Annotated in this window: 19 protein-coding genes; 12 read left to right on the forward strand and 7 right to left on the reverse strand. The window is 69.5% G+C overall.

What is annotated here, in order from left to right:
• Positions 1-103: 103 nt before the first annotated feature.
• The 3 genes from ripC (at position 104) to ACJH6I_RS13295 (ending at position 3,231) form a co-directional block, all read left to right on the forward strand.
• Entirely contained in the window at positions 104-1,267 is a 1,164-nt protein-coding gene (gene ripC / locus ACJH6I_RS13285) for a peptidoglycan hydrolase RipC (protein ID WP_318985170.1), read from the forward strand.
• 131 nt (positions 1,268-1,398) lie between these two features.
• On the forward strand, positions 1,399-2,076 hold the full coding sequence (locus tag ACJH6I_RS13290; protein WP_318985169.1) for a peptidase: 678 nt from the start codon (positions 1,399-1,401) through the stop codon (positions 2,074-2,076).
• Between the two features lie 18 nt (positions 2,077-2,094).
• A complete protein-coding gene (locus ACJH6I_RS13295) occupies positions 2,095-3,231 on the forward strand; it encodes a glycosyltransferase family 4 protein (protein WP_212812092.1) in 1,137 nt (378 codons plus the stop codon).
• A 17-nt stretch (positions 3,232-3,248) separates the two neighbouring features.
• Here the strand turns inward: ACJH6I_RS13295 and ACJH6I_RS13300 are convergent, their stop codons facing one another.
• Entirely contained in the window at positions 3,249-5,039 is a 1,791-nt protein-coding gene (locus tag ACJH6I_RS13300) for a long-chain fatty acid--CoA ligase (RefSeq protein ID WP_318985168.1), read from the reverse strand.
• 120 nt (positions 5,040-5,159) lie between these two features.
• On the opposite strand from ACJH6I_RS13300, the gene ACJH6I_RS13305 reads away from it, so the two are divergent.
• From ACJH6I_RS13305 to ACJH6I_RS13325, 5 genes are all read left to right on the forward strand, one after another.
• Positions 5,160-5,549 carry a polyketide cyclase / dehydrase and lipid transport gene (locus ACJH6I_RS13305; RefSeq protein ID WP_212814877.1) on the forward strand — a complete coding sequence of 130 codons (390 nt, stop codon included), beginning with the start codon at positions 5,160-5,162 and terminating at the stop codon, positions 5,547-5,549.
• A gap of 105 nt (positions 5,550-5,654) precedes the next feature.
• Entirely contained in the window at positions 5,655-6,092 is a 438-nt protein-coding gene (locus ACJH6I_RS13310) for an SRPBCC family protein (protein ID WP_020103587.1), read from the forward strand.
• Entirely contained in the window at positions 6,085-7,338 is a 1,254-nt protein-coding gene (locus ACJH6I_RS13315; protein ID WP_346414670.1) for an ArsA family ATPase, read from the forward strand. Before ACJH6I_RS13310 ends, ACJH6I_RS13315 begins: the two co-directional genes overlap by 8 nt.
• Positions 7,335-7,745 (forward strand): hypothetical protein, encoded by a 411-nt coding sequence (locus ACJH6I_RS13320; protein ID WP_082934667.1) that lies wholly within the window; start codon positions 7,335-7,337, stop codon positions 7,743-7,745. The genes ACJH6I_RS13315 and ACJH6I_RS13320 overlap by 4 nt, the downstream gene beginning before the upstream one ends.
• 87 nt (positions 7,746-7,832) lie before the next feature.
• Positions 7,833-8,534 carry a 1-acyl-sn-glycerol-3-phosphate acyltransferase gene (locus tag ACJH6I_RS13325; protein ID WP_020103590.1) on the forward strand — a complete coding sequence of 234 codons (702 nt, stop codon included), beginning with the start codon at positions 7,833-7,835 and terminating at the stop codon, positions 8,532-8,534.
• 165 nt (positions 8,535-8,699) lie between these two features.
• On the opposite strand, the gene ACJH6I_RS13330 is transcribed toward ACJH6I_RS13325, so the two are convergent.
• Positions 8,700-9,965: a glycosyltransferase 87 family protein gene (locus ACJH6I_RS13330; protein ID WP_346414654.1), complete on the reverse strand. Its 1,266-nt coding sequence runs from the start codon at positions 9,963-9,965 to the stop codon at positions 8,700-8,702.
• Between the two features lie 66 nt (positions 9,966-10,031).
• Here ACJH6I_RS13330 and ACJH6I_RS13335 point away from each other — a divergent pair, with 66 nt between their 5' ends.
• The gene (locus ACJH6I_RS13335; protein WP_064858739.1) at positions 10,032-10,922 is read left to right on the forward strand and encodes a hypothetical protein; all 891 of its coding nucleotides are present in this window, start codon (positions 10,032-10,034) and stop codon (positions 10,920-10,922) included.
• Positions 10,923-11,417, forward strand: a complete 495-nt coding sequence (locus ACJH6I_RS13340) for a polyadenylate-specific 3'-exoribonuclease AS (protein ID WP_346414653.1) — start codon at positions 10,923-10,925, stop codon at positions 11,415-11,417.
• Positions 11,418-11,423: 6 nt separating this feature from the next.
• Here the strand turns inward: ACJH6I_RS13340 and ACJH6I_RS13345 are convergent, their stop codons facing one another.
• The 5 genes from ACJH6I_RS13345 to sigC all read right to left on the reverse strand — a co-directional run bounded on the left by ACJH6I_RS13345 (position 11,424) and on the right by sigC (position 15,250).
• Positions 11,424-12,845 carry a copper resistance CopC/CopD family protein gene (locus ACJH6I_RS13345; protein WP_406784191.1) on the reverse strand — a complete coding sequence of 474 codons (1,422 nt, stop codon included), beginning with the start codon at positions 12,843-12,845 and terminating at the stop codon, positions 11,424-11,426.
• A gap of 22 nt (positions 12,846-12,867) precedes the next feature.
• On the reverse strand, positions 12,868-13,557 hold the full coding sequence (locus ACJH6I_RS13350; protein WP_406784182.1) for a YcnI family protein: 690 nt from the start codon (positions 13,555-13,557) through the stop codon (positions 12,868-12,870).
• Between the two features lie 18 nt (positions 13,558-13,575).
• Positions 13,576-14,133, reverse strand: a complete 558-nt coding sequence (locus tag ACJH6I_RS13355) for a DUF5134 domain-containing protein (protein ID WP_406784183.1) — start codon at positions 14,131-14,133, stop codon at positions 13,576-13,578.
• A gap of 28 nt (positions 14,134-14,161) precedes the next feature.
• Positions 14,162-14,620, reverse strand: coding sequence for a hypothetical protein (locus tag ACJH6I_RS13360; protein ID WP_406784184.1), 459 nt, complete (start codon positions 14,618-14,620; stop codon positions 14,162-14,164).
• Positions 14,621-14,695: 75 nt separating this feature from the next.
• Positions 14,696-15,250 carry an RNA polymerase sigma factor SigC gene (sigC, locus tag ACJH6I_RS13365; RefSeq protein ID WP_029105716.1) on the reverse strand — a complete coding sequence of 185 codons (555 nt, stop codon included), beginning with the start codon at positions 15,248-15,250 and terminating at the stop codon, positions 14,696-14,698.
• A 105-nt stretch (positions 15,251-15,355) separates the two neighbouring features.
• On the opposite strand from sigC, the gene ACJH6I_RS13370 reads away from it, so the two are divergent.
• Positions 15,356-17,620, forward strand: coding sequence for a heavy metal translocating P-type ATPase (locus ACJH6I_RS13370; RefSeq protein WP_406784185.1), 2,265 nt, complete (start codon positions 15,356-15,358; stop codon positions 17,618-17,620).
• A gap of 135 nt (positions 17,621-17,755) precedes the next feature.
• Positions 17,756-18,538, forward strand: coding sequence for a helix-turn-helix domain-containing protein (locus ACJH6I_RS13375; RefSeq protein ID WP_406784186.1), 783 nt, complete (start codon positions 17,756-17,758; stop codon positions 18,536-18,538).
• The last annotated feature ends 11 nt before the right edge of the window (positions 18,539-18,549 follow it).

Genomic DNA, 18,549 nt, shown 5'->3' on the forward strand with positions numbered 1-18,549 from the left:
GATTGGCCATTCCCGTTGGACAACGCCGATGCCGTTTCGTAACCTATTCGAGACCTCACTGAGTTCGAAGCGGCTCGAACCCGCAGTTGAAGGACGCGAAATCTTGAGTCTCCACCGCACGCACCGCACCATTTGCGGTCTTAAACGACCAGTAGCCGGTGCGATCGCGGGGCTCACCATACTTGGTAGTGCCTTTGCGGGCAACGTCCAGGCCGATCCGGCGGACGACGCCGTAGCAAAGCTCAACGAGCTCTCGCGCCAGGCTGAGCAGACCACTGAGGCCATGCACGCCGCGCAGCTCGATCTGGACAAGAAGCTGGCTGCTGCCAAGGCCGCCGACAGCAAGCACGAGGCTGCGGCCGCTGCCGCGGAGGTCGCCAAGAACGACCTGGCTACCTACCAGGACTCGGTCGACAAGATTGCTGCAGCGCAGTACATGGGTGGCCGCACCGACGGCATCGACGCCATCCTCACCGCCGATTCCCCGCAGGGCCTGATCGACCAGCTCTCGGTCCAGCGCGTGATGGCCGGCGAGATGGCCGTGCAGATGGCCAACTTCCACAGCGCCTCCGACTCCGCCACCAAGGCCGAGGCCGACTCGGCCAAGCTGGCGTCCGAAGCCAAGACCGCGGCCGAGCAGGCCGCCGCCGTGCGTGCCGATCTGCAGTCCAAGCAAAGCAAGCTGCAGGTGCAGATCGCCATCGTCAAGTCCCGCTACACCGCGCTGACGCCGAGCCAGCGGCAGGCGCTGGCCGCCCTTCCGCCGGCTCCGGCCGCCGCGCCGCCCGCCCCGGCCCCGGACGGCCTCCCGCCGAACCCGGACGCGGTGCCGCCGGCCCCCGGCCAGGATCCGTCCATCAACGCCGCCGGCCCCAACCCGCCCGTCGAGGGTGCGCCCGCCCCGTCGGATGGCAGCGGCACTGCTGCCGGCGCCATCGCGGTGCAGGCCGCGCTGACCCGCATCGGCGACCCCTATGTCTGGGGTGCCGCGGGTCCCGGCCAGTTCGACTGCTCAGGTCTCGTGATGTGGGCGTTCCAGCAGGCCGGCATCTCGCTGCCGCACTCGAGCTACGCGCAGGCCGCCGGCGGACAGCCGGTGTCGCGCGACCAGATGCAGCCCGGTGACGTCGTGAGCTACTACTCCGACGCCTCGCACGTGGGCATCTACATCGGCGACGGCATGATGGTCCACGCCTCGACGTTCGGTGTGCCCGTGCGGGTGGCGCCGGTCGACAACGCGCCGATCTACAACGTGCGTCGCTACTGAGCGTCTCCCGTCGCGTAGTTCTCGGCCTTCTCGCCGCAGAGTCGGCTGCGGCCGCATTCGTGCTGAGCCGCGGCCATGCGGCTGACGTGCCGGCCGCCGCACCACCGTCCGTGCCACCGACGGCGCCACCGATGCCGACGGCGCCGACCACCATCCGGCTGGCCGATGGCCGGACCGCCGAACTGCTGGTCCTCGATCCCGGCTCGACGCTGCCGGGGCGCATCACCGCCGAACTCGACGGCGCGGCCGCCGCGGTCACCGCGTTCTGGGGTGCCGACTGGCGCCGTCAGATCACCATCGTGACCACCGGCACCGACGAGGAGTTCCGGGCACTGGCCGGCGGGAAGGAAGAATTCGCCGCGGCCACCACCGTCGACCGCATCGTGTTCGCGCCCGGCGCCGCCGCGATGGGGCCCGGGGCGCTGCGAATCGTGTTGCGCCACGAGCTTTTTCACTACGCCTCCCGGCCCGTCACGGCCGCCGACGCGCCCTGGTGCCTGACCGAGGGCGTCGCCGACTACGTCAGCCGCCCGCGCACCCCGCGACCGGCGCCGGCCGGCATGGCGGTGCTACCCACCAATGCCGACTTCCAGATCGTCGGGCCGGCGCTGTCGCTGGCCTATGACCGCGCCTGGTGGTTCGCCCGGTTCGTCGGCGCGCAGTTCGGCGATCCGGTGCTGCGCCGGCTGTATCTGGCGGCGTGCGGTGCCGGGCATCCCGACCTCGACACCGCGCTGACCGCCACCCTCGGCACGGACCGCGACGCGTTGACCGCTGTGTGGCAGCGGTGGCTCGCGGCCCGGGGCTGACGCGATAGCCTGACCGCGATGTCTCGGGTGCTGCTGTTGACCAACGATTTTCCGCCCCGCCGCGGTGGCATCCAGTCGTATCTGGAGAGTCTGGTCGGCGAGCTGCTCGTCCGCGGGTCGCACGAGCTGACGGTGTACGCCCCGAAATGGAAGGGCGCGCCGGAATACGACAAGGCCGCCGCGGCCGCCGGGTACGAGGTGGTCCGCCACCCGACGACGTTGATGGTGCCCGAGCCGACCGTCGCGCTGCGGATGCGTCGACTCATCGCCGAGCACGACATCGACACCGTGTGGTTCGGCGCGGCCGCGCCGCTGGCGCTGCTGGCCCCGCTGGCGCGCGATGCCGGGGCGACCCGGGTGGTGGCCAGCACGCACGGGCACGAGGTGGGGTGGTCGATGCTGCCGGTCGCGCGAAACGCGTTGCGGCACATCGGAAACAACACGGACGTGGTGACCTTCGTCAGCCACTACACGCGGAACCGGTTCGCCGCGGCCTTCGGCCCGGATGCCGCGCTGGAATACCTGTCACCCGGCGTCGACGTCGACCGCTTCGTCCCCGATGAGGTGGCCCGCGCCGAGCTGCGGGCCCGGTACGGGCTGGGGCAGCGGCCGGTGATCGTCTGCCTGTCCCGTCTGGTGCCGCGCAAGGGACAGGACATGCTGATCCGGGCGCTGCCCGTCATCCGGCAGCGGATCGACGGTGCCGCGCTGGTGATCGTCGGCAACGGGCCGTACCGCGACGATCTGCAGAAGCTCGCGCGCCGCTACGACGTCACCGACCACGTGGTGTTCACCGGCGGCGTGCCCGGCGACGAGTTGCCGGCCCACCACGCGATGGCCGACGTCTTCGCCATGCCGTGCCGGACCCGGGGCAACGGGCTCGATGTCGAAGGCCTGGGGATCGTCTTCCTCGAGGCCTCGGCGTGCGGCGTGCCGGTGGTCGCCGGTGACTCCGGCGGCGCACCGGAGACCGTCGTGGAAGGCAAGACCGGCCATGTGGTCGACGGCCGCGACGTCGAAGACATCGCCGCCGCCATCACCGACGTCCTGGCCAACCCGGATCTGGCCGCCGCGATGGGCGCCGCCGGCCGTCAGTTCGTCGTCGACAACTGGCAGTGGAAGCTCAAGGGCGAGCGGCTATCCGAGCTGTTGTAGCGCTCTTGTAGCGCTGCTCAGCTGTAGAGCGCCGCGATCTCGGCCGCGAACTTCTCGGCGACGACCTTGCGCTTGACCTTCAGCGTCGGCGTCAGCTCGCCGGTGTCCTCGGTGAAGTCGACCGGCAGAATCCGGAACTTCCGGATGGCCTCGGCCTTCGACACCGTCTGGTTGGCGTCGTCGACGGCCTTCTGGATCTCGGCGACCAGCGCCGCGTCCTCGGCCAGATCGCCCACCGATGCGCCGGCGTCCTTGTTGTTGCGCTGCTTCCAGCCCTCGAACGCCTCGGGATCGATGGTGATGAGGGCGGCGATGAACGGCTCCTGGTCACCCACGCACATGGCCTGGCTGATCAGCGGGTGCGCCCGCATGACGTCTTCCAGCGGGGCCGGGGCGACGTTCTTGCCGCCCGCGGTCACAATGATCTCCTTCTTGCGCCCGACGATCGACAGGTAGCCGTCGTCGTCGATGGCGCCGAGGTCACCGGTGTGGAACCACTCGTCGGTGAACGCCTCGTCGGTGGCGGTCGGGTTGTTCCAGTAGCCGCTGAACACCACGCCGCCGGACAGCAGCAGCTCGCCGTCCTCGGCGATGCGCATGCTGTTGCCGGGCACCAGCTTGCCGACCGTGCCGACCTTCAACTCGCCGACCCGGTTGACGGTGATGGCGGCGCTGGACTCGGTCAGGCCGTAGCCCTCGTAGATGGTGACGCCGACGCCGCGGTAGAAGTGGCCGAGCCGGGCGCCGAGCGGGGCGCCGCCGGAGATGGCGCCGACGCAGTTGCCGCCGAGCGCGGCCTTGAGCTTGCCGTAGACCAGCTTGTCGAACACCGTGTGCTTCAGGTTGAGCAGCAGGCCCGGACCGCCGGGGGTGTCCTGCGCCTTGCTCCATTCGATGGCCGTGTCCGCGGCGATCTGGAAGATCTTGCCCTTGCCGTCGTTGCGGGCGTTCTGCTCGGCGGTGTTGTAGACCTTCTCGAACACGCGCGGCACCGACACCACGAGCGTCGGCTTGAACACCCCGAGGATCGGCACCAGGTTCTTGATGTCGCTGGTGAAGCCGAGGGTCACCTGGTTGCTGAAGCCGGCCACCGCGACCGCGCGGGCCAGCACGTGCGCCAGCGGCAGGAACACCAGCAGCTTCTGGCCCTTGGCGAGCAGGTCGGGGAAGCAGGCCTTGACGCCGCGCAGCTCCGACAGGAGGTTGGCGTGGGTCAGCTGGCAGCCCTTGGGGCGGCCGGTGGTGCCGGAGGTGTAGATCAGGGTGGCCGGATCGCTCGACTTGATGCCGGCCAGGCGGGCGTCCAGCTCGGCGCGGTCGACGCCGGCGCCGGCGGTTTCCAGCTGGTCGAGGGCTCCGCCGTCGATGACCAGCACCTCACCGAGCGCGGGCACCTCCGACCGGATGGACTCGATCTTGGCGGCGTGGGCGTCGGCCTCGGCGAACGCCAGCACGGCGCCGGAGTCGGCCAGCACGTGCCGGATCTGATCGGCGGCGGAGGTCTCGTAGATGGGCACCGTCACCGCGCCGATCGACAGGATCGCGAAGTCGATGATCGGCCACTCGTAGCGGGTCGCCGACAGCAGCACCACGCGGTCGCCGGGCTTGACGCCCTTGGCGATCAGGCCGAGCGCGGTGGCCCGGACCTGGGCGGCGACGTCGGCACTGGTGACGTCGGTCCAGGTGTCTCCGACCAGGCGCTGGATGGCTACGTGTTTGGGGTCATCGCGCTCGAGGGAGTACACCGGGGCGACGACGTTGTCGTATTCGCCGATGGTGAACGATGCGGGAACGCTGAACTCACGCACGGATGTGGCCTTTCGGGTCAGAGCAAAGCAGTACTGGCAGCAGTGCCGTGACAGCAATGCCGTGCTCAGCGTAGTCGGGTGCTTCATCACACTGTGGAGGCGTATGTGAAGCTGGTCGGGATGAACAGCATCCAGATCGCCGACGAGACCTTCGTGTGCGCCGACCCAGCCGCTGTCGGTGCCGCCGTGGCGAACCAGAGCAGCTGGCGGCGCTGGTGGCCGGACCTCAAGCTGACGGTCGTCGAAGACCGCGGTCCGGCGGGGCAGCGGTGGACCGTCACCGGTGCACTGACCGGGACCATGGAGGTGTGGCTGGAGACCGTCATGGACGGCGTCGTGCTGCACTACTTCCTGCACGCCGAGCCGACGGGCGTGTCCGGTGCCGCGCTGGCCGAGCTGAACCTGGCAGACCTCAACCATCGTCGCCGGGTGGCCGGCAAGAACATGGCTTTCGAGATCAAGACCGATCTCGAGCGGTCGCGCCCGGTGGGCGTATCCCGGTTGGCCTGAGCCCCGGCATCGCCCGGCCAGGGCCGGGCGCTGGCGGTACATTGAGAACTCGGCAGACGGGCGCGCGACGCCCGCGCCGGCATCGTCAACTCGGGAAGTGGACACGTGGCTGACAAGACTGCGCAGACCATCTACATCGACGCCGACCCGGCGACCGTGATGGACGTCATCGCCGACATCGGCTCATATCCCGACTGGGTCGCCGAGTACCCGGAGACCGAAGTCCTGGACGTCTACGCCGACGGCTACCCGAAGACCGCCCGGATGGTCCTCGACGCCACGGTCCTCAAGGACACCATGGTGTTCACGTACCAGTGGCCCGCCGACCGCAAGTCGGTGAGCTGGTCCCTGGTGTCCAGCACCCTGCTCAAGGCGCTCGAAGGCACATACCGCTTGTCGCCCAAGGGTTCTGGCACCGAGGTGACCTACGAACTGTCGGTCGATCTGATGATTCCGATGATCGGATTGCTCAAACGCAAGGCAGAGCGCCGCCTGACCGACACGGCGCTCAAGGACCTCAAGAAGCGAGTCGAGTCTGAGTGACGCGGACCCTGCTGGGCGTGCCAGGATCAGTCTGTTCGTCGGTAAGGGTGGAGTAGGCAAGTCGACGGTGGCCACGGCCACCGCGGTGCGTGATGCCCGCGCCGGGCAGCGGGTCCTCATCGTGTCGACGGACCAGGCCCACTCCACGGGTGACGTGCTCGGCGCGGACGTCCCGCCGACCGGACTCCGGACGCCCACGCAGGTGCCCGTCGACGACGGCGCCGGCGTCGTGCTCGATGCCCTGGCGCTCGACACCCTGGCGCTGCTCGAGGCCAGGTGGCGTGAGGTGGCCGCGGTGCTGGTCGCCCGGTTCCCGGACTCCGATGTGGGAGACGTTGCACCGGAGGAACTTTCGGCGCTACCCGGGATTCAGGAGGTGCTGGGGCTGCACGAGGTCGCCGAGCTGGCGGCGTCGGGCAACTGGGACCACGTGATCGTCGACTGCGCCTCGACGGCCGACGCGATGCGGATGCTGACGCTGCCCGCCGCGTTCGCCCTGTACCTGGAGAAGGCCTGGCCGCGGCACCGGCGGCTGTCGGTCGGTCTGGCCGACGCCAAGACCGTCGCCATGGTCACGCTCGTCGAGCGACTCGCCGCCGCCACCGAGGCGCTGGGGGAGTTGCTCGACCAGCCGGACGTCACCGCGCACCTGGTGCTCACCCCGGAACGGGTGGTGGTGGCCGAAGCGGTGCGGACGCTGGCGTCGCTCACCCTGATGGGCGTGCACGTGTCGGAGCTGATCGTGAATCAGGTTCTGATCCAAGACGATTCGTACGAGTACGTGAACCTGCCCGCGCACCCGGCCTTCGACTGGTACGCCGAGCGCATCGCCGAGCAGCGCAGCATGCTCAGCGACCTGGATGCCGCCGTCGGCGATGTGCGCCTGGTGCTGGTGCCGCACCTGGCCGGCGAACCCATCGGGCCGAAGGCACTGGGGGAACTGCTCGAGGCGTCACGGCTGCGGCACGGCGCCGCGCCGCCCGCGCCGCCGCGCCCCGTCGTCGACCGCGAATCGGGCTCAGGATTGGATGCCGTCTACCGGCTGCGGATAGAATTGCCGCAAATCGACCCGGGGTCTCTGACGCTGGGCCGCGTCGACGACGACCTGATCATCGGCTCGGGTGGCACCCGGCGCCGGGTCCCGTTGGCATCAGTCCTGCGCCGCTGCATCGTCATCGGCGCGTCGTTGCGCGGCTGTGAACTGACCGTCCGTTTTCGCCCTGACCCGGAGGTGTGGCCCAAGTGACGCACACCGATTTCGGGGCAGACGCTCTGGGCGACCTACCGGTGGACCTGCGGCTGCTGGCCCAGGCGCTTCTCGACAAGATCGATCCCGTCGTCCGGCTGTCCGTGGCCATGCTCGCCGACGGCGAGAACCCGAGCGACTGCAACCAGGTGTGGTGCCCGGTGTGCGCACTGGTCGCCCTGGCCAACGACGAACAGCACCCGATGCTGACGGCCATCGCCGAACACAGCACGACTTTTCTCGACGCGGTGCGCGCCGCGCTCGCCGACAAGGGGCCCGTCGGCCCGCACCCCGAGCCGCCGACGGACCCGTCCGGTCCGGCTGGCAGGCACCGCCAGCCCGACGATCCGGACGGCCCACCAGGGCCGGGTCGCTACCAGTCCATTCCGGTATCTGTGGAGGAATGACCAGTCCGCTGCGGGCTGTGGTCGGGCCGACAGTCGGTGGGTAAAGTTGTCGGGGGCACCGTCCGGGGGCCCTCAGCGGGAGGTTCGATGTTCTTCTGGTTCTACAAGTACATCTTGATGGGCCCGTTGCTGCGCCTGCTGGGCCGTCCGAAAGTGACGGGGCTGGAATACGTTCCCGACGAGGGTCCCGTTCTGCTGGCCAGTAACCACCTGGCCGTCGTCGACAGCTTCTATCTGCCGCTGGTGCTGCGCCGCCGGATCTTCTTCCTGGCCAAGGCCGAGTACTTCACCGGTACCGGCATCAAGGGCAAGCTGATCAAGTTCTTCTACTCGTCGACCGGCCAGGTGCCGATCGACCGCACCAACGCCGATTCCGCGGCCGACGCGCTGGCCGCCGCCGCCAAGATCCTCGACCAGGGCAAGCTGCTCGGCATGTACCCCGAGGGCACGCGTTCGCCCGACGGCAAGCTCTACAAGGGCAAGACCGGCCTGGCCCGCATCGCACTCGAGACCGGCATCCCCGTCATTCCCGTCGCCATGATCAATACCGACGTCGTGAACCCGCCGGGAAGCAAGATGTGGCACTTCGCGCGCGTCGAGGTGAAGTTCGGCAAGCCAATGGACTTCCGCCGCTTCGAGGGCCTGGCCGGTAACCGCTTCATCGAGCGCGCCGTCATCGACGAGGTCATGTACGAGCTGATGCGGCTGTCCGGCCAGGAGTACGTCGACCTCTACGCGGCCGACGTCAAAGAGGGCAAGACACCGCCGCCCGCGATCAAAGCCGGCTGAACACGCCACAACGCTGAGCCGAGGATTGCCGTCACCAAACGGCAGTCCTCGGCTTACGTGATTTCGTGGGCCGGCACGCCGCGTCGCCAACGTGACGCGGTGGCGGAAAATCGGCTCTCGGACCGCCGTGTCGTCACCGTCGCGCCGGCCGGGCCCCCGGCGCGGTCAGTTCGTCGCCGAGACCGGTGCGACGTGCTCGGCCGCGTCGGCTGACGGCGTGCCGCGGCCGGTGATGGTGCCCGCCGCGGCGATGACGGCCAGTGCCCACCACACGTACGAGCTGCCGATCACCTGACGCCACACCGTCGCGTCGACCTCGTGGTGCTCGGGCAGCAGCCGGATCGGCGTGAAGATCAGCAGGAACGCGCCGAGCGCGCTCACCACGGCGAGAGTGGCACTGCGTTCGCGGTAGGCGATCACGGTGATGGTCACCATGGTCGGCAGGGCCCACACCCAGTGATGCGACCACGACACCGGCGACACCACCAGGCCGAACATCGCCACGCACATGAGAGCCAGCACCGGCTGGCCGGCGCGGAGCACCCGATGGGCCGCCCACACCGTCAGCGCCAGCACCGCGAAGCACAGCAGCACCCAGAGCACGAATCGCGGCGTCGCCGACATCCCGAACCGCGCCAGCGTGCCGGAGATGTTCTGGTTGGTGTTCAGCGTCGCGGTGCCGATGCGGTCGGTGTTGCGGACCGTCTTGGTCCAGTACTCCCACGAGTCGCCCCAGGCCAGCGCGAACGCGACAAGCGTGACCACGACCGACGACGCCACCGTGGTGAGCAGCGCGCGGAAATCGCGGCGCAGCAGGAAGTACAGCAGGAAGACGGCCGGGGTCAGCTTGAGGGCGATCGCCACCCCGAGCAGGAGGCCGCGCGGCCACGGCGTACGGCGGGGAACGCAGTCGGCGATCACCAGCGTCATGAGGACGACGTTGATCTGACCGAAGTTGAAGTTGGACCGCACCGGTTCGAGGAACAGCACGGCCGGCCCGACGATCGCGACGGCAAGCCAGCAGCGGCGGGCCAGGGCCGATCCGCCGAGCCGCGACTGCGGCCAGACGTCCAGGCGGGTCAGCACGATCACGATGGACACCAGCAACAACACGAACGTCGTCACCGTGATGGCCACGCTTGCCGCGGGCAGGGGGAGCCAGGCGAACGGCGCGAACATGATCGCGGCCAGCGGCGGGTACGTGAACGGCAGGTCGATGCCGGCCTCGGTGCGGAAGATGGTGCTCTCGCTGTACAGCGGCGTGTTGTTCAGCCAGGCGCGGCCGCCCATGCGGTACACGTCGATGTCGATCCGGTACGGCGTATGACCCAGCAGCCGCCAGGCGCCCCATACCAACGTCAACATGGCCAGCAACTGCAACAGCAGCCAGGCCAGCCGTTGACCGGAGGCGGGCCACGACCAAGTTCCCATACGCATCTCGCCGGACAGCCTATCGGGGGGACCGGCGCGTCGACGCCCTGCGGGGCAGTGACACGCATGCACGGGCGTAAGTTTCTGCCCGTGCGGTCGCCCTTACCTACGGAGTTCGTATCGAGTGGGCGGCTGCCACTGTTGTGGTGCCTGATTGCGTTCATCCTGACGTTTTTCGTCACCCGCACCGTGGTCCGGTATATCCGGGCCCACGCCGACAACCCGGCGCCGCGCAAGTGGTGGCAGCCGCGCAACATCGGGCACGGCGGCCTGCACATCCATCACGCGGTGATCGGCGTGGTGCTGGTGATGGTGTCGGGCGTGACGATGGTGACGCTGGCGGTCGACGGCGGCGTCCCCGAATTCACCGTGGCGGCAATCTTTTTCGGTATCGGTGCGGCCCTGGTCCTGGACGAGTTCGCGCTGATCCTGCACCTGTCCGACGTGTATTGGGCCGAGGACGGCCGTACCTCGGTCGACGCGGTCTTCGTCGCCATCGCGGTGGCCGGCCTGCTGATCCTGGGGTTCAACCCGCTGTCGTTCTTCGACATCACCGTCTGGCGTGACGACCAGGACGTGGCGGCCCGCGTCATGGTCGTCGCGCTGGCCCTCATCACGCTCGCGATGGCCGTCATCGTGCTGCTCAAGGGCAAGGTGTGGACCGGTCTGATTGGGATGTTCATCACACCGCTGCTGGTCATCGGCGCAATCCGGCTGTCGCGACCGCACGCGCCGTGGGCCCGCTGGCGGTACACGAGCCGGCCGCGCAAGATGCACAAAGCGCTGGAACGCGAGCGGTGGCTGCGCCGGCCGGTGGTGCGGGCGAAGCTGTGGTTACAGGATGCGATCGCCGGTATGCCAAAGTTTCCCGACGACGCGGACGTGGACCAACAGCTCGACCGCGAGATCCACGCGGCACCCGCGCCGCCGGACCGAACGCCGACCGAGGTTGCCTGAATGAAGTTTTTTTACGACACCGAGTTCATCGACGACGGTCGCACCATCGACCTGATCTCGATCGGTGTGGCCGCCGAGGACGGGCGCGAGTACTACGCCGTCTCCTCGGAGTTCGACCCCGATCGGGCGGGCTCCTGGGTGCGCAAGAACGTGCTGCCGAAGCTGCCGTCACCGTCGTCGCAGGTGTGGCGGTCGCGGCGGCAGATTCGTGCCGAGCTCGAGGACTTCTTCAACATCGACGGTGACGAGCCGATCGAATTGTGGGCCTGGGTCGGCGCGTACGACCACGTGGTGCTGTGCCAGCTGTGGGGCCCGATGGCCGACCTGCCGCCGGCGATGCCGCGCTTCACCCGCGAACTGCGGCAGTTCTGGGAGGACTGCGGCAGCCCGCGGATGCCACCGCGGCCGCGCGATTCCCACGACGCGCTGGTCGACGCGCGACACAACCTGCACCGCTACCGGCTGATCGCCGAGATGATGACGGCGCCCCGGTAGCTCAGGTCACCAGGCGCGGAACGGCACGCTGGTGACGGTGGCGTCGTTCGGGCCGAACTGGACCGTCAGCTGCAGCGTCCACAGTCCCGGCCGCGGCGCGGTGGCATACGTGCTGTGCCAGTGACCGTCGGGACCCGCCGTGAAACGCACCGGCAGAGAGGCGATCTCGGCGCTCGACAGAGTGCCCCGCAGCCCGGTGGCGCCGGGCACCGCGACGTCGATCGGGATGGCGCCGTGCCGCGTGGTGTCCAGATGCACCTGTGCCTGCCGGTCCTCATCGAGTGCGGCGGTGGCGGTGAACGCGGGGCCGTACGTGGTGCGGGCGGGCGGCTCGCCGGTGAGCACCGTGGTCATGATCAAGACCAGCACCGCGAGCGCGGTCTCCCACGGTACGGTTCGGCGCAGCCGCTCCGGGGTGAGCCGGCGCCGGCCGAGGTAGGCCAGGGCGGCCATGAGCGTCACCAGGAAAACCTTGGCGCACAAGGCCATTCCGTAGCCGGTCGACCAGAGTGACTCGATCGGCGACACCTGCCGCCAGGCCTGATACTCGCCGGTGAGCAGGACCGCCGCGACGCAGCCGAACGCCACTCGGGACCACCGCTGCAGCTCGTCGCTGTGCCGGGCGGGCAGGACCACCAGCGTCAGCACGGCCAGCCCGCCCAGCCACAGCGCCATGGCCAGCAGGTGCGCCGTGGTGACGGTGGTGGCGAGCCACGGGTCGGGGCCGGCCGCGGCGTGCCCGGACGCGGCGACGCCGGCCGCGAGCGCCGTCGCGATCACGACGAACAGCGCGGTCCCGGCGCGGGTGGTCGCCGCCAGCAGCACGAGCAGGGCCGCCTGCACGTAGAGCTGGATATCGGGACCGGTGGTGACGGCGTTGATGACGGTCGCGGCGGCCAGCAGCAGCCAGCCGATGCCGGCCAGGATGCGGGTGCGACGCAGGGCGAGCGCCCATCCCCACACCAGCCGGGCCGCCGCGAGCACACCGACACACAGCACGAGGCCGGCATACGTCAGACCGCGAGCGACATCCGACGCTACCGACGACGACGCGACCGGACGAACCTCCGGCGGCGCGTCCGGCGCCTGCTGCACACCGAAACTCACCGACCCGGACACCTCGTGCCCGTCTGCCGACATCAGCCGCCACGTCGCGGTGTAGCTGCCGCGCGGCAGGTCCGGCGGCAGGTCCAGTTCCACGGCGGTGTTGCCCGACCGCTGCCGCACCTCCCGATCGACCCGCGCGCCGGAGTTCGAAATCACCTGAACCGCACCGGGAATCAGGCGAACCGGCTCATCGAAGCTCAAGGTGACCCGGCTCGGCGCGGTCGGCAGGGTGGCGCCGTCCACCGGATCGCTGGAGACCAGGACGGCGTGCGCGTGTGCGAGGGGAGCCGGCAGCAGGAGCGCGAGCAGCGCCGCGAGCAGCGCTGCGACCGGTCTGAGTTTTCTAGTCGTGACTCGTCTTTCGTCGGGAGGCTGCCAGGCTAGCGATCGCCACCAGCAACGCGACCACCGACACGGCCAGCGCCGTCACGCCCGGCCACGTCGGCGCCGCAGCCGCCGGAGCCGCGGCCGCGGGCCGGTCGTGGTCCCCGCCGCCGGCGGGCTTGAGGTGCAGGGCCGGCGCCGGGTGCTCGGGCTCGGGCTGGCCCGGGTTGGCCTTCTCGTTCCAGTTGACGGTCTTGCCGTCGCTGTAGGTCTGGACCGCGGGAAGCGTCAGCGTGTTGACCTTGGGCAGCGGGCCGGCCGAGATGGCGAAGACGTTGAACTGATGCGGCGGGATCGGAGCGTCCGGCGCGGTGGCCTTCCACTCGACCGACGAGACGTACTCGGTGACCTCGGCGCCGTCGTCGTCCTTCTGCGGAGCGGGAAGCTTCTTCTTGGTGATGGTCGCCGTCCAGCCGGCCTTCTGCTGCGTGCTGACCGAGATGATCGGCTGGTCATCGGGCAGCACGACGAGCAGGCCGGTGGTGGACGCGGTGTCCGACTCGGTCGGCACGCGGAAGTTCAGCACGCCCCAGCCGCCCTGGGTGGCGTCGCCGGTCACCTTGACGTGGGCAGCGGCCGGTGCGGCCAGCGCGACGGCGCAGGCCGTCGTCGCGGTGACGGCGGCGAGGGTCTGGATCAGCTTGGGCATGTTGTCCTTTCGAGAGGGTCAGACGGCCATGACAGCGAAGGCGGCGCTCATGCCGAGCGCCATGAGCAGGTCGGCGTACGGGCGCTTCGGCCCTCGCACCAGCAGGTAGAACCACCACAGCGCGGCGGCGCAGAATCCGATCGCGAGCACGATGCAGACCACGGTGAACCAGCCCGGGGGAGTCACGGCGATGGCGCCGTGACCGAGGTGGGCGCTGTGGTGACCGGAGGTTTGAGCTGTCGCCACGGGGACGCCGGCATTCGGCGCCATCAGCAGGCCCATCAGTGCCATCGCGGCCATCATGGTGCAGTGGTAGACGGGGTGCGGTAGCTCGAAGCCGAACAGGGCGAGGTAGGCGAAGTACAGCGCGCCGGCGGTGAACACCAGCACGTACAGCAGCGGCGACACCTGCATACCGGCCGGCCACAGCATCGCGATCATGCCCACCGAGGCCAGCGCATGCAGCACCGCGACGCCGCGTTGTCCGGGTACCCGCCGTCCGGCACCCACGAACAGCAGCGCGGCCACCGCGAACACGGCAGTCAGCGCCCAGCGCAGGGCGGAATCGGCGATCACGCTGTCATTAGTCGTACGGAACGGGGATTCAGTTCCCGGCGGGCTTGAACCGCATGTCGGGTTGCGACCGCTCCAGCGGTGTCAGCACCACACCCAGCCAGCAGACGGCCAGGACCGCGGCAGCGACGAAACCGGCCAGCGGCCACCACACCGCGACTCGCGCCGGTGACGTCTGGCACCACCAGACCGCGCCGAACCCGGCGGCCGTGGCCACGCCCGACAGGTACAGCGCCGCACAACACACGCGAAACCGCTTGCGCCACAGCGCCGTTGCCGATGCAATCGCGGCCAGGGTGAACAGGATGGCGACGACCTTCAGCACCCACCGATGCGATTCCGACCAGCTGACCCCGGCAGACAGCACCAGCACGACGACCGCGACGGCGGTGGGGTAGCGGCGGGCGGGACCGATCCAGACCTCGTCGAACACCCGGCGCCCGATGGCGCTCAGGGTGTGCTCGAGGTCGATCGCGTGGCGGGTGGACAAGCCGAACTCCGTTCAGTCTGTTGACCAGTTTCGCAGAGTTGGTCGGGCAGGTGGCGGCCCGGGTTCCGCGGCGACTCAGCCCGCGCTCTGGTCCTGGTTGCCTGCCCGCAGCAGGTCGTCGCGGGCCCGGGCGACCCGGGAGCGGATGGTGCCGACGGGGCAGCCGCAGATTTCGGCGGCCTCGGCGTAGGACAGGCCCAGCACCTGGGTCAGCAGCAGCGCTTCCCGGCGGTCGGCGTCGACGCCGTCGAGCAGCATGCGGATTTCGACGATGTCCTCGAACCGGGCGGTCGGCTGGTGCATGTCGATGACGGTCTCGGGCTCGATGGCGGCGCTGCTGCGTGGCCGGCACTGCTTGCGCCGGATGTGGTCGACGACGACGCGGCGGGCGATCGACAACAGCCAGGTGCGGGCCGTCGACCGGCCGCGGAACCGGGGCAGTGAGCCGAGGGCGCGCAGGTAGGTCTCCTGCGTCAGGTCGTCGGCGCTGCCGGGCTCGTCGAGATAGGCGACAGTGCGCCAGACATCGCGCTGGGTAGCCTTGATGAACTGCTCCAATGCGGCGCGATCGCCCCGGCCGGCCGCCAATGCGAGGCGGGTCACCTCGTCGTCGTCGCCGCGGCTGTTCACAGGCCGACCATATGCGACGGTTGCCGGGAACTCACAGCCGGGCACGTCCGACCATTGATTTGGTAGCCCGCACAGCGCAGGACACGACCGGGGGACAATAGGAGGATGATGACGGCCAGCACAGCGGTCGGCAGCGCGGTCGACGCTGCCGCAGCTGCCGACGACAGTGCGGCCGCGCGCCGGGTGCAGCTCGACGTGACCGGCATGACGTGCGGCGCCTGCTCCGCGCGGGTCGAGCGGACGCTCAACAAGATGCCGGGTGTCCGCGCCTCGGTGAACTTCGGCACTCGCGTGGCCACGGTCGACGCCCTTCCCGAGGTCGCCGATTCCGAGCTGTGCGACGCGATCCGCAAGGCCGGCTACGACGCCGAGCCCCGCTCCGGGGCGATCGCCGGCGACCGCGACGACGAGGACCTCTCGCACGCTCACTATCTGCTGCGCCGCCTGCTGGTGGCCGCGGTGCTGTTCGTTCCGCTCGCCGATCTGTCGGTGATGTTCGCCGTCGTCCCCAGCACCCGTTTCACCGGCTGGCAGTGGGTGCTCACCGCGCTGGCGCTGCCGGTCGTCACGTGGGCCGCCTGGCCGTTCCACCGCGTCGCGCTGCGCAATGCCCGCAACCGCGCGGTTTCCATGGAGACCCTGATCTCGGTCGGTGTGTCCGCGGCCACGGTCTGGTCGCTCTACACGGTGTTCTTCGGACACCACGCCACCGAGGCCACCGGCATCTGGCAGGCCCTCGTCGGCAGTGACGCGATCTACTTCGAGGTCGCGGCCGGCGTCACCGTGTTCGTGCTGGCGGGCCGCTATTTCGAGGCCCGCGCCAAGTCCAAGGCGGGTAGTGCGCTGCGGGCGCTCGCGGCGCTGAGCGCGAAGAACGTCACGATCCTGCTCGCCGACGGTACCGAAATGGTGATCCCCGCCGAGGAACTCGCCGAACAGCAGAAGTTCGTGGTGCGCCCCGGTCAGACCATCGCGGCCGACGGACTCGTGGTCGAGGGCTCGGCCGCCGTCGACACCAGCGTGATGACGGGCGAGGCCAAGCCGGTGCGCGCGACGCCCGGCAGCAGCGTCATCGGCGGCACGATCGTGCTCGACGGACGCCTGATCGTCGAGGCCGCCGCGGTCGGCGCCGACACCCAGTTCGCCGGCATGGTGCGGCTGGTCGAGGAAGCGCAGGCGCAGAAGGCCGAGTCGCAGCGCCTCGCCGACCGTATCGCCTCGGTGTTCGTACCGTGCGTCTTCGCCATCGCCGCGCTGACCGCGCTGGGCTGGGCCCTGGCCGGCGCCGGTCCCGACAAGGTTTTCGCCTCCGCGTTGGCGGTCCTGGTGATCGCGTGCCCGTGTGCGCTGGGTCTGGCCACGCCGACGGCGATGATGGTGGCGTCCGGACGCGGCGCCCAGCTCGGCATCTTCCTCAAGGGGCACCGTTCGCTGGAGGCGATCCGGGCCGTCGACACCGTCGTCTTCGACAAGACGGGCACCCTGACCACCGGGCACCTGGCCGTCACCGCGGTCACGGCTGCCGACGGCTGGGAGTCAGACGACGTGCTGGCCCTCGCCGCGGCGGTGGAGTCGGCGTCCGAACACGCGGTCGCGGTGGCCATCACCACGTCGGCGCCTGAGCATGCGGAAGTCGTTGATTTCCAGGCTGTTCCCGGTCGCGGCGTCGTGGGCACCGTGGGGGAGCGCGCGGTGCGCATCGGCAAGCCGGCCTGGGCGGCCGGCCGGGCCGTGGTGCCCGCGGCCCTCGCGGAAGCGCGGCGCGGCGCGGAATCCCGCGGCGAGACAGTGGTTTTCGTGGCCGTCGACGACGAGCTGTGCGGTGCCATCGCGGTCGCCGACGCGGTGCGCGAATCGGCGGCGGGTGCCATCGCGGCACTGCACGAGCGTGGGCTGAAGACCATCCTGCTGACCGGTGACAACCCGGCGGCCGCCGCCGCGGTGGGTGCCGCGGTGGGGATCGACGACGTCATCGCCGATGTGCTGCCGGACGGCAAGGTCGACGTCATCCAGCAGCTGCGCGACCGCGGCCGCATGGTCGCGATGGTCGGTGACGGTATCAACGACGGCCCGGCGCTCGCCTGCTCGGATCTGGGCCTGGCCATCGGCCGCGGCACGGACGTCGCGATCGGCGCCGCCGACATCATCCTGGTCCGCGACAGCCTGGATTCGGTGCCGCAGGCCCTCGACCTGGCCAAGGCGACCATGCGCACCATCCAGTTGAACCTGGTGTGGGCCTTCGGCTACAACATCGCCGCCATCCCGGTGGCGGCGGCCGGCCTGCTCAACCCGCTGATCGCCGGCGCGGCGATGGCCTTCTCGTCGTTCTTCGTGGTGTCGAACAGCCTGCGGCTGCGCAACTTCAAGTGATTTGTGCACGATTTTCCGCGCGTGACGCGGTGTTCTGTTTCGGGACATCGCTGACACATGGATGTCTCGGGACATCGCTGACACCTGAGTGAGGTTGTGGACCCATCGTGGTTCATGGCCCAGAAGGTGACGGCGATGGATATTCGTGCCGCGACGGCGTTGGCCGGGCAGGTCGAGAATGTGGCGGCGTTCTGCCGGGATCAGCAGATCAGTCGGCAGACGTTCTACAAGTGGCGAAAACGGTTCGGGCAGCTGGGGCTGGCCGGACTCGAACAGCGGTCACGTCGGCCGGTGTCGTGTCCCGGACAGACCGCGGCCGCGGTCGAGGAGCTGGTGCTGCGCCGCCGCAAAGAACTGTTGGAGGCCGGCCGGGATCACGGCGCGCACTCCATCCACTGGACCCTGCAGCGTGAGGGCCATGCTGATGTGCCTGCACCGGCTACGATCTGGCGGATCCTGACGCGCCATGGTGCGATCACCCCGCAGCCGCGTAAACGCCCCAAGTCAGCGACCAAACGGTTTGTCGTTGATCGCCCGAACGACTGCTGGCAATCAGACTGGACCGAATGGGCACTGACCGACGGCACCGCGGTGGCCATCGCGGGCAGCCTTGATGATCATTCTCGCTACCTGGTCGGGTTGGCCGCCGCGGCCGGGCCCGGCACCGGTGAGTTGGTGTGGTCGGTGGTGCTGGCCGGTATCGGTGAGTGTGGGATTCCGTCAATGTCGTTGTCGGACAACGGACTGATGTACACCGGGCGGCGGCTCGGGTTTGAAACGACGTTCGAGGCCAACCTACGCGCCCTGGGAGTCAAAACGATCAACTCCACTCCCTATCACCCGCAGACCTGCGGCAAGATCTGTGAAGACTTGGACTTGGCGCTGTACCGGCTCGGTCTGACCCCGGCCAAGGTATGACCACGGTGTCC

It is taken from the genome of Mycobacterium sp. SMC-13, assembly GCF_045311035.1.
Taxonomy (GTDB): domain Bacteria; phylum Actinomycetota; class Actinomycetes; order Mycobacteriales; family Mycobacteriaceae; genus Mycobacterium.

Bases quoted from the DNA above. Each gene is read 5' to 3' on its own strand.
- ACJH6I_RS13295 (WP_212812092.1), top strand. From the start codon at position 2,095: ATGTCTCGGGTGCTGCTGTTGACCAACGATTTTCCGCCCCGCCGCGGT.
- ACJH6I_RS13325 (WP_020103590.1), top strand. From the start codon at position 7,833: ATGTTCTTCTGGTTCTACAAGTACATCTTGATGGGCCCGTTGCTGCGC.
- ACJH6I_RS13340 (WP_346414653.1), top strand. From the start codon at position 10,923: ATGAAGTTTTTTTACGACACCGAGTTCATCGACGACGGTCGCACCATC.
- ACJH6I_RS13350 (WP_406784182.1), bottom strand. From the start codon at position 13,557: ATGCCCAAGCTGATCCAGACCCTCGCCGCCGTCACCGCGACGACGGCC.
- ACJH6I_RS13335 (WP_064858739.1), top strand. From the start codon at position 10,032: ATGCACGGGCGTAAGTTTCTGCCCGTGCGGTCGCCCTTACCTACGGAG.
- ACJH6I_RS13305 (WP_212814877.1), top strand. From the start codon at position 5,160: ATGAACAGCATCCAGATCGCCGACGAGACCTTCGTGTGCGCCGACCCA.
- ACJH6I_RS13370 (WP_406784185.1), top strand. From the start codon at position 15,356: ATGATGACGGCCAGCACAGCGGTCGGCAGCGCGGTCGACGCTGCCGCA.
- ACJH6I_RS13330 (WP_346414654.1), bottom strand. From the start codon at position 9,965: ATGGGAACTTGGTCGTGGCCCGCCTCCGGTCAACGGCTGGCCTGGCTG.
- ACJH6I_RS13290 (WP_318985169.1), top strand. From the start codon at position 1,399: ATGCCGACGGCGCCGACCACCATCCGGCTGGCCGATGGCCGGACCGCC.
- ACJH6I_RS13375 (WP_406784186.1), top strand. From the start codon at position 17,756: ATGGATATTCGTGCCGCGACGGCGTTGGCCGGGCAGGTCGAGAATGTG.